Consider the following 7,060-nt stretch of genomic DNA (forward strand, 5'->3'; position numbering starts at 1 on the left):
GACGGCCCGGATCGCGGGCAGCGCGTCGCCCGCGGCGCTGGCGCCGGCCCTTGCCGGCGATGACGAAACGGTCAGCATCGACGGGGTCGAAGGGAAGATGCGCATGGTCGCGATTGCGAAAGTGGCGGCCCGCATGGAGGAGAGTCCCCGCGAGACCGTCTTTATCATCCGGAACTGGCTGGCCGCGCCGGAGTCCAGGGCGGGAGCGGGAACGTGACCATGGCCGAGTCCGTGATGGAAACCGCGCTGGCCGTCGAAGGACAGAATTTCGCTGTTCCGCATCTGAGCGGCCCGCAGAAGGCCGCCGTCCTTATGCTGGCCGTGGGGCGGGATCAGGCGGCGAAAATCCTGAAACTTCTGCATGAGGACGAAATCCGGGATATTTCCGTCGCCATGGCGAGCCTGGGGATCGTGAAAGCCCAGATCGTGGAAGCCGTGTGCCAGGAGTTTACGAAAAACTTCGAATCGCCGGACGGGCTGGTCGGAACATACGAGACCACGGAAGAGTTTCTGCGCAAGGCCCTGCCGCAGGACCAGGTCGAGAAGATCATGGACGAGATCCGTGGTCCGAGCGGCCGGACGATGTGGGACAAACTGGGGAACGTGCAGGAGAGCGTGCTTGCCAACTATCTGCGCGGCGAATATCCGCAGACCGCCGCCGTCATCCTGAGCCGCCTGCAGCCCGCCCATGCCGCGCGCGTCCTGGCGTTGCTGCCCGAGGACTATGCGACCGACGTCATGATGCGGATATTGCACATGGAAACGGTGCAACGGGACGTTCTGGACAGCGTCGAGGCCACGCTGCGTTCCGAGTTCATTGCGTCTCTGGGACGGTCGGCCAAGCAGGACAGTTACGAACTGCTTGCGGAAGTCTTCAATAATTTCGACCGCAAGACGGAAATCCGCCTGACGGAGGCGATGGACAGGCGCAACCAGGAGGATATGGAGAAGGTGAAGGCGCTTATGTTCACCTTCGAAGACATCAAGCGCCTGCCGTACGATTCCCTCCGGCAGGTCGTCGCCCAGATCGATCGCGAGAAGCTGCCGCTTGCGCTGAAGGGCGCGGCGGAGACGGAACGGAAGCTGTTCCTGCAATGCATGTCGAAACGCGCGGGAAGCATCCTGCTGGAAGAGATCGCCGCCCTGGGGCCTGTTCGCCTGAAAGACGTCGACGCGGCGCAGGCCGACATTGTCGCGACCATCAAGACCATGGCGAATGCCGGCGAGATCGACCTGACCGACAATAACGGCAATGACGAGATCATTCCGTGAGGGGGGCTTTCATTCCTTTTCCGGCGCCCGCCCGCCCGTCCGACCGGCATCACCCCGCGGAGGGGGCGGACCGTCGGCGCCGGCTGATCGACCTGGAGGATTTCGGCGCCGCGTCCCGGCCGGACACCGAGAGCATCCCGACAGAGGCGCAGACGCCCCCGGACGATGCCGGGTCCGACCCGGAGCGCGTCACGATGTCTCGCGAGGACGTGGAGTCGTTGCGTCGGGCCGCGTTCCAGGAGGGGCTGGAAACCGGCGCCAGGAACAGGGAGGATGTGCTGACGGAACAGCATGCATCCTGCGTGGCTTCTCTCAATGCGGCATTCGCGGGCGAGAACGCCCGGCGGCGGCAAGTCATGGACGACGCCGCGCATGCCTTTGTGGCGACCGTCGTGGATATCGTCCGGGGCCTGACCGCGCTGGACGGCGCCGTCCTGGCGGGGTTGCGGCGCGATCTTGTCGCGGATGCCGAAGGATTCGCCAGGGAGTGCGAAGGCGCCGTCACGATCCGCTGCGATGAGGCGCATGCGCAGCGTCTGGCGTCGATCGTCAAGGCGGATGGCGATGTTCGGATAGAGCCCGTGCTGGAATCAGAACCGGAGGCAGGGTCGGGCATGATCAGCGTCACCTCTGCGGCAACCACCATTGTCATTGATCCGGAACAATGGCGAAAATCCGTCGCGGAGAAGATTGTTGCCGCTGTTACGGCCCTCGCGGAGCAGCGCGCGGAACGGGGCCGGCAAAAGGCATAGACCAGGCGGAGGGAACCATGAGTGCAGACAATGGATATATCGGGCTGGAGGATTTTTCCACCACGGGTTCGGACGCCCCTTCTGCGCCTTCATCGTCCGGGAAGGCCGAGCAGCACGACCAGAATAAAGCGGCGATCGGCACCGGCCAGATGGAGGCGATTTATGACATCCCGGTCAAGATCACGGCCGTGATCGGGACGGCGACGATGCCGGTGAGCCAGTTGCTGCGGCTGGGGCGCGGCGCGGTCGTGGAGCTGGACAAGAAGCTGGGAGAAGCGGTGGATATCTATGCGAACAACCGGCTGATCGCACGGGGAGAGGTCGTGGTGGTCGATGACAGCCATATCGGCGTGACGATGACCGAGATCCTGTCATCCTCTCCGGGCTCGTCCAGCTAGAGCAGATCGCGTGAAGATGCGCGATAAAGTAACAACATAGAGCATTTCCGCTGAACCGGATGCGGCTTCGGAGAGAGGGAACGGAATGCCCGGAACAGTCACGCTTGCCGCCGCCCGGACGGGATTTCCGGCGCAGGGCACGGGCGCGTTCGTCACCCCGTGGCTGACCGGTCTTGCGTCCCTTGCGGTGGTCGTCGCGCTGATTCTTCTGAGCCGCCATGCTCTGAAATTCCTGGAACCGTACCTGCTGAAGGGGCGCCGGACGCGCAGTCTGGCGGTGGTGGAAAGTCTGGCCATCGATCAGCGCCGGCGCCTGAGCATCATACGATGCGATCGGAAGACGGGGCTGATCCTGACCGGTGGGGGCAATGACGTGTTTCTGGGATGGATCGACGAGGCGGAGGCGAGCCCGCCGCATGCGTCCTCCCCGGCGCCGCCGGATGTGGGCGCGCGCGATGCGAATAGAGGAACCTGACAGAGTGACATTCCGCCTGCTCACGCGCCGCTTTTTCGGTTCAGGAGCCATTGTCGCGGTCGGTCTGGCCCTCGGCATGCTGATCGCCATGCCGGGCCTGTCGCACGCCCAGTCCCTGACCCTGGATCTCGGCAGGGGTCTTGGCGACGCGGGAACGACCAGCCGCCTTGTCCAACTGACGGCCCTTATCACCATTCTGTCCCTTGCGCCCAGCCTGCTGGTGATGGTTACGGCCTTTACGCGCATCATCGTCGTGCTGTCCCTGTTGCGCGGCGCCATCGGCGCGCAGGGAACGCCGCCGAACACCGTGCTGATCGGCCTTGCGCTGTTTCTGACCTTTTTCGTCATGCAGCCGGTTCTGGAACAATCCTGGTACCACGGCATCGTTCCGATGATGGATGGACGCGTGAGTGAGATGGATGGCCTGAAGGCGGCGGCGGAACCCTTCCGGACCTTCATGCTGGCCAATGCGCGGCCGGCCGACATCGCAACGTTCCTGCACCTGGCGAATGTCCCGCTGCCGAAATCGCCGGCCGAAACGCCGTGGCGGGTGCTCATGCCCGCCTTCATGATCAGTGAACTCAGCCGCGGCTTCGAAATGGGTTTTCTGCTTTACCTGCCGTTCCTTGTCATCGACATCGTCACGTCGAGCGTGCTGATGAGCCTGGGCATGATGATGCTGCCGCCGGCGACGATATCGCTTCCGTTCAAGCTGATCTTCTTCGTCATGGTCGATGGCTGGCAGATGGTGGCGGGCGGCCTGGTCAGAAGCTTTGGCTCCTGACCGGCATTTTCCATTGGTGGGATGCATGTCGCGCCGACGGCATTTCGGCGAGCGTCGTACCGCGCATGTGTTTTCCGGCAAAAGATGGAATTTTAACAATTTGTTAATCCTTTGCGGCAAGACAATTACCTTTCCAACGGAATGGCCGACGGGATTCAGCGTGCCGTCCGAAGCAGAGTGTGTGTGCGAACAGCTTCATATGCGGTGCCCCCCAGATATGAAGGAAAGCTAGACCAGCATGTTGAATTGGCTCTATCGGGACGCGCCGTTCCGAAGCAAAATCAGGACAGTGATGCTGTTTCTGGAAGCGTATCTGATGCTCCAGATCATTATCGAGGCCGCCGGGTATCTCGCCCACGAGCCGATCGACCACATGTTCCTGATGAATATGTGCGCCCTGGCTTTCGGACAGGTGGTCGTCTTTATCATCTGGCAGATGATGACGCGTGTGGTGACGACCCCTCTGGAGACGCTGCGCGATCTTGGCGAGCAGCTCGGCCGCGGTGAAAACCGCGCCAATGTGCCGTTTCTCGACAACAAGGATTGCGCGGGGCGCCTGGCGCGCGTGATGGTCGCGTTCGCGCGGAGCGTGCGCGAGCAGGGCGAGGCGCAAACCCGCCAGGCGGCCATGGCGGCGGAGATCAGGCAGTCTCTCGACCGCAGCGAGGAACGGGACAGGCACACGCACGCGGTCATCGAGGCCCTTGGCACGGCGCTGAAGGAACTGGCCGAGGGCGATCTCGAGCTGCGGATCACGGATCCCATTTTCGACGGCGAATTCGCGCCGTTGCGCGATGCGTTCAACAATTCGGCCATGCGCCGGAGCGAGGCGCTGCGGGCCGTGGCCAACAATTCGGAATTGATCGCGACCGGGGCCACCGAAATTTCCACCGCGTCCGCCGATCTTGCGAAGCGGACGGAAAAGCAGGCGGCCAATCTCGGCCAGGCCGCGGCGTCGGTGCGCACCGTGACCGATGGCGTGCAGCGCATCGCCCGGGCCTGTTCGGACGCCAGCGCCGAAACGAAGCAGTCGCTGGAAAAGGTCAAATCCGCGACCGGCATCATGGCCGAGACGACGTCGGCGATGGACGGCATCAAGAAATCGTCGGATGCGATCGGCGAGATTATCTCGGTCATCGACGGCATCGCCTTTCAGACCAACGTCCTGGCGCTGAATGCCGGTGTCGAGGCGGCCCGCGCGGGTGACGCCGGCAGGGGCTTTGCGGTGGTCGCGCAGGAAGTCAGGTCCCTTGCCGAGAAATCGGCGAAGTCGGCCAGCGAGATCAAGCGCCTGATTTCCGTCTCGGCGGAACAGGTCGACAAGGGGGTCGACCTGGTGCAGCAGACGGGGCGCTATCTGACCGACTTCGCGGGCAGCACGCAGAATATCGCGACCCGGGTCGAGGAGGTTTCGGTCTCCACGCAGGACCAGGCCCAGCGTCTGTCCGAGATCACGGCCTTTATCAGCGAGATGGACCAGGTGACCCAGCAGAACGCGGCCATGGTCGAGGAAACGACCGCGGCAAGCCATAACCTGACGGCCGAGACCAGAACGCTGACCCAGACCCTGAGCCGTTTCAGGATCGGCAATGAGAGGCGTCACGCCGCCGACGACGGCATGGCCGTGCTGTCGCCCGCGCGGCCGCAGACGAGAGCCGGCCGGCCGCCTTCCCCCAGCCTGACCGCCCCGCTGCTGACGACGTCGCCGGACCAGGGATGGGAAGATTTCTGATGGAAGGCGAATCCGGCGCGGCGTCCCCCCTTGCCCGCGTGACATTGCCCGAACGGCTGGACAGTGCAGCCGCCGAGGCGCTGAAGGCGCTGATCGCGCAGGCACGGGACCAGGCCGGGACGGAAACGGTGGCACTTGACGCATCCGGCGTCGGCTATGTCGGCGGCCTGTGCCTGCAGGTTCTTTTGGCCAGCGGCTGCCCTGTGGTCGCACCGTCGGAGAAGATCCGCGAGGCATTTGCCCTTTTCGGGGTCAGCGCGTTCCTGCCGGAACCGCTCCCCCTCCTGCAGTGAGCATGCGGTATGGCGAGTAGACAGAATTTACGTGTCCTGACGATCGATGATTCCCGGACCATGCAGGGCATGCTGCGCAAAGCGTTGGAAGAGGCTGGGTGCGACGTCATTCAGGGAGCGGATGGAGTCGATGGGCTGGACGTCCTGCGCGGCGCCAACCCGCCCCCCAATGTGGTCATCACCGATATCAACATGCCGCGCATGGACGGTTTCGAGGTGATCGAGACGATTCGGACCATGAATCAGTTCAAGCATCTGCCGATCATCGTTCTGACCACGGAGAGCGACCCGGAAAAGAAGGCCCGGGCCAGGACGGCCGGCGCGACCGGATGGATCGTCAAGCCATTCAGTTCCGAAAGTCTGGTCGCGGCCATCCGGCGGGTTACGGCCTGAAGAAAGCGGGGACGGCATGAGTTCCGATATGGACGATATCCTCCGGATCTTCTTCCAGGAATGTGACGAACAGTTAGAGGAGCTTGAACGCGGACTTTCGGCATTGTCGGATGGCGAATCCGGGCAGGAAACCATCAACGGCGTCTTTCGTGCCGTGCATTCGATCAAGGGCGGGGCCGCGTCATTCGGGCTTGAGAACCTCGTGCGCTTCGCCCATGTGTTTGAAAGTGCCCTTGATGACCTGCGATCGGGACGCATTGCCCCGACGCCCGACATCATCAAGATTTTTCTCAAGGCGATGGATGTGCTGAGCGACCTGGTCGTCGAAGCGCGCGACAATCTGGCGGTCGATCCGGCCCGCGCTGCCGAGAGCCGGATCGAACTGGAGGCCATCACCGGCCGTGGCGGTACGGCAGGCGCGCCCGATGCGACCGACGACGCCGTCCCGCAGGATTTCGTGCCGATTCCTTTGGATTTCGAACCTGTCTCCATCGACTTCGAACCGATCGCGGTGGATTTCGATTTTGACGGACCGGCCGCGCCGGTCCCCGCGCCGCTGATCGTCACGTTCCGCCCGCATGACGTCCTGTATGAGCGTGGGGACGATGCGCGGAACATCCTGATCGGTCTTGCGGACGTCGCGGCTGCGGCGGTGAGCGGGGGAGGCATCGTGGCGGCCTGCGACTGCTCCGCCCTTCCGCCGCTTGGCGATCTGGTTCCCGGCAAGGCCTATCTCTCGTGGCGTGTGGTGCTGCCTCCGGAAGTCTCCGAGGAACGCTGCGGCGCCGTCTTCGACTGGGTCAGCGACGCCTGCGATTTCGAGATGACCCGAGCGGGCGAAACGGGAGAGAGCCCGGTGGCGGCGCCGCCCCCGGAACCGGTCCCTGCCCCCGTCGACGAGGTGGCACCAGCACAGGCACCCGTACTGGCAACCGCACTGGCCGACGCGCATCGTGCGCCG

Annotated in this window: 9 protein-coding genes and 1 pseudogene; all 10 read left to right on the forward strand. The window is 63.8% G+C overall.

Going from position 1 to position 7,060, the window contains the following annotated elements:
- Nucleotides 1-217 (forward strand): annotated as a pseudogene (locus tag HUK84_RS08080) (hypothetical protein); the annotation flags it as partial.
- Between the two features lie 17 nt (nt 218-234).
- Nucleotides 235-1,272, forward strand: coding sequence for a flagellar motor switch protein FliG (gene fliG / locus HUK84_RS08085; RefSeq protein ID WP_176639844.1), 1,038 nt, complete (start codon nt 235-237; stop codon nt 1,270-1,272).
- Nucleotides 1,273-1,466: 194 nt separating this feature from the next.
- Nucleotides 1,467-2,024, forward strand: a complete 558-nt coding sequence (locus tag HUK84_RS08090; protein ID WP_246285536.1) for a hypothetical protein — start codon at nt 1,467-1,469, stop codon at nt 2,022-2,024.
- 17 nt (nt 2,025-2,041) lie between these two features.
- Nucleotides 2,042-2,422 carry a flagellar motor switch protein FliN gene (fliN, locus tag HUK84_RS08095; RefSeq protein WP_176639838.1) on the forward strand — a complete coding sequence of 127 codons (381 nt, stop codon included), beginning with the start codon at nt 2,042-2,044 and terminating at the stop codon, nt 2,420-2,422.
- Between the two features lie 85 nt (nt 2,423-2,507).
- A complete protein-coding gene (locus HUK84_RS08100) occupies nt 2,508-2,897 on the forward strand; it encodes a flagellar biosynthetic protein FliO (RefSeq protein ID WP_176639839.1) in 390 nt (129 codons plus the stop codon).
- Between the two features lie 76 nt (nt 2,898-2,973).
- Nucleotides 2,974-3,681, forward strand: a complete 708-nt coding sequence (gene fliP, locus HUK84_RS08105) for a flagellar type III secretion system pore protein FliP (RefSeq protein ID WP_176639846.1) — start codon at nt 2,974-2,976, stop codon at nt 3,679-3,681.
- A 292-nt stretch (nt 3,682-3,973) separates the two neighbouring features.
- A complete protein-coding gene (locus HUK84_RS08110; protein ID WP_246285540.1) occupies nt 3,974-5,413 on the forward strand; it encodes a methyl-accepting chemotaxis protein in 1,440 nt (479 codons plus the stop codon).
- A complete protein-coding gene (locus HUK84_RS08115; protein ID WP_246285538.1) occupies nt 5,413-5,706 on the forward strand; it encodes an STAS domain-containing protein in 294 nt (97 codons plus the stop codon). Before HUK84_RS08110 ends, HUK84_RS08115 begins: the two co-directional genes overlap by 1 nt.
- 9 nt (nt 5,707-5,715) lie before the next feature.
- The gene (locus HUK84_RS08120) at nt 5,716-6,099 is read left to right on the forward strand and encodes a response regulator (protein WP_176639842.1); all 384 of its coding nucleotides are present in this window, start codon (nt 5,716-5,718) and stop codon (nt 6,097-6,099) included.
- Nucleotides 6,100-6,115: 16 nt separating this feature from the next.
- Nucleotides 6,116-7,060, forward strand: a 945-nt coding sequence (locus HUK84_RS08125; protein WP_176639843.1) for an Hpt domain-containing protein, incomplete at its 3' end; no start/stop codon positions are given.

The organism is Nguyenibacter vanlangensis (assembly GCF_013376155.1).
GTDB classification, from domain to species: domain Bacteria; phylum Pseudomonadota; class Alphaproteobacteria; order Acetobacterales; family Acetobacteraceae; genus Gluconacetobacter; species Gluconacetobacter vanlangensis.

Excerpts from the sequence above, each read along its gene's own strand:
- fliG (WP_176639844.1), top strand. The coding sequence starts at position 235 with ATGGAAACCGCGCTGGCCGTCGAAGGACAGAATTTCGCTGTTCCGCAT.
- HUK84_RS08090 (WP_246285536.1), top strand. The coding sequence starts at position 1,467 with ATGTCTCGCGAGGACGTGGAGTCGTTGCGTCGGGCCGCGTTCCAGGAG.
- fliN (WP_176639838.1), top strand. The coding sequence starts at position 2,042 with ATGAGTGCAGACAATGGATATATCGGGCTGGAGGATTTTTCCACCACG.
- HUK84_RS08100 (WP_176639839.1), top strand. The coding sequence starts at position 2,508 with ATGCCCGGAACAGTCACGCTTGCCGCCGCCCGGACGGGATTTCCGGCG.
- fliP (WP_176639846.1), top strand. The coding sequence starts at position 2,974 with ATGCTGATCGCCATGCCGGGCCTGTCGCACGCCCAGTCCCTGACCCTG.
- HUK84_RS08110 (WP_246285540.1), top strand. The coding sequence starts at position 3,974 with ATGCTGTTTCTGGAAGCGTATCTGATGCTCCAGATCATTATCGAGGCC.
- HUK84_RS08115 (WP_246285538.1), top strand. The coding sequence starts at position 5,413 with ATGGAAGGCGAATCCGGCGCGGCGTCCCCCCTTGCCCGCGTGACATTG.
- HUK84_RS08120 (WP_176639842.1), top strand. The coding sequence starts at position 5,716 with ATGGCGAGTAGACAGAATTTACGTGTCCTGACGATCGATGATTCCCGG.